Raw genomic sequence first — 1918 nt, forward strand, 5'->3', positions numbered from 1 at the left:
CCGCGGCGGGCTGTTCTTCGACGCCGCCGAGCGTCTGCGGGCGGTGCGTCCGGACGTACGATTCATCTTGCCGTGCGCCAGTCCACAGCGACGGGTCCAGCTCGAAGCGCTCCTGGCCGATCGCGATTTGCCGGTCACGCTGCTCGACGGCCAATCCCATCAAGCGCTGGCGGCCTGCGATGCCGTGTTGATTGCTTCCGGCACTGCTACCCTTGAGGCATTGTTGTACAAGCGCCCGATGGTGGTTGCGTATCGCCTGGCGCCGTTGACGTTCTGGATTCTCAAGCGCATGGTCAAGAGCCCTTATGTTTCCCTGCCGAACCTGCTGGCCCAGCGCCTGCTGGTGCCTGAACTGCTGCAGGATGACGCGACCGCCGAGTCCCTGGCCAGCACGCTTTTGCCGTTGATCGATGGCGGCGAGGAACAGACCCGGGGCTTTGACGAAATCCACCGTATCTTGCGTCGCGATGCTTCCAACCAGGCAGCAGACGCGGTACTGACCTTGATCGGCGCCAGACGATGAGCAACGTGAAGCTGCAGATGGGCCTGGATTTCAACCTGGTCGCCGAAGTCGAAGAGTTGGTCGCGGGTGTCGATGAGGTGGGCCGTGGCCCGTTGTGCGGTGCGGTGGTGACGGCGGCGGTGATCCTCGATCCGAAGCGGCCGATCCTGGGGCTCGATGATTCCAAGAAGCTCACCGAAGCCCGGCGTGAAAAACTCTACGACGAAATCTGCGAAAAAGCCTTGAGCTGGTGCATTGCCCGGGCCGAAGTCGAAGAGATCGACGAGTTGAACATCCTGCATGCCACCATGCTGGCGATGCAGCGGGCGGTACACGGCCTGCACATCACGCCGCGGCTGGCGATGATCGACGGCAACCGCTGTCCCCAGCTGTCGATGCGCGCTGAAGCGGTCATCCAGGGCGACGGCAAGGTGCCGGCTATCGCAGCGGCGTCGATTCTGGCCAAGGTCAGCCGTGACCGGGAAATGGCCGCGTTCGAGTTGATCTACCCGGGCTATGGCATCGGCGGCCACAAGGGCTACCCGACCCCCGTTCATCTGGAAGCCTTGGCGCGCCTCGGGCCGACGCCCATCCACCGGCGTTCATTCGCCCCGGTGCGGCTGGCTTACGAGGCTCGCGAAGGCTTGATTGTGAGCAATCAGGCTCTGGTTTCCTGATGCAGGCCTTTGTCAGGCTGACCACTCATGGCTGATGTTTTACCCAAGGCCCGGTACAATCCGGGCCTTGTTGTTTTCATGACTTAACGCAGGATCACTATGCCGGCTTCATTCGTTCATCTACGCCTGCACACTGAATATTCCCTGGTCGACGGCCTGGTGCGGATCAAGCCATTGGTCAAGACCCTGGTGGGCATGAACATGCCTGCCGTGGCGGTTACCGACCAGAACAACATGTGCTCGCTGGTCAAGTTCTACAAGAACGCCATGGGCGCCGGGATCAAGCCGATCTGCGGCGCCGATTTGTGGTTGGCGAACAAGGACCCGGACGCACCGCTGAGCCGGATCAGCCTGCTGGTGATGAATGCCATGGGCTACCGCAACCTCACCGAGCTGATTTCCCGCGGCTTTATCGACGGCCAGCGCAATGGCTCGATCATCATCGAGCGCGAGTGGATAGCCGAGGCCAGCGAAGGGCTGATCATGCTGTCGGCGGCCAAGGAAGGTGAGATCGGCCTGGCCCTGCTCAGCGGCAACACCGAGGAAGCCGAACAACTGGCTCGCGGCTGGATGACGGTGTTCCCGGACCGGTTCTATATCGAGGTGCAACGCACCAACCGTCCGAATGACGAAGAGCACCTGCACGCCGCCGTGGCCCTGGCCGACAAGCTGGGCGCGCCGCTGGTGGCGACCAACGACGTGCGATTCATCAAGCAGGAAGATTTCGAGGCCCACGAGC

The 1918-nt window shown here is 62.3% G+C and carries 3 protein-coding genes; all 3 read left to right on the plus strand.

Going from position 1 to position 1918, the window contains the following annotated elements; translation table 11 throughout:
* Positions 1 to 523, plus strand: a 523-nt coding sequence (locus ACE04F_RS07715) for a glycosyltransferase family protein (RefSeq protein ID WP_486105667.1), incomplete at its 5' end; no start/stop codon positions are given.
* A gap of 11 nt (positions 524 to 534) precedes the next feature.
* Positions 535 to 1179: a ribonuclease HII gene (gene rnhB, locus ACE04F_RS07720; RefSeq protein ID WP_486105724.1), complete on the plus strand. Its 645-nt coding sequence runs from the start codon at positions 535 to 537 to the stop codon at positions 1177 to 1179.
* Between the two features lie 99 nt (positions 1180 to 1278).
* Positions 1279 to 1918: PHP domain-containing protein (locus tag ACE04F_RS07725; RefSeq protein ID WP_486105668.1), on the plus strand; the 640-nt coding region annotated here is incomplete at its 3' end.

It is taken from the genome of Pseudomonas sp. AGC41 (assembly GCF_057334555.1).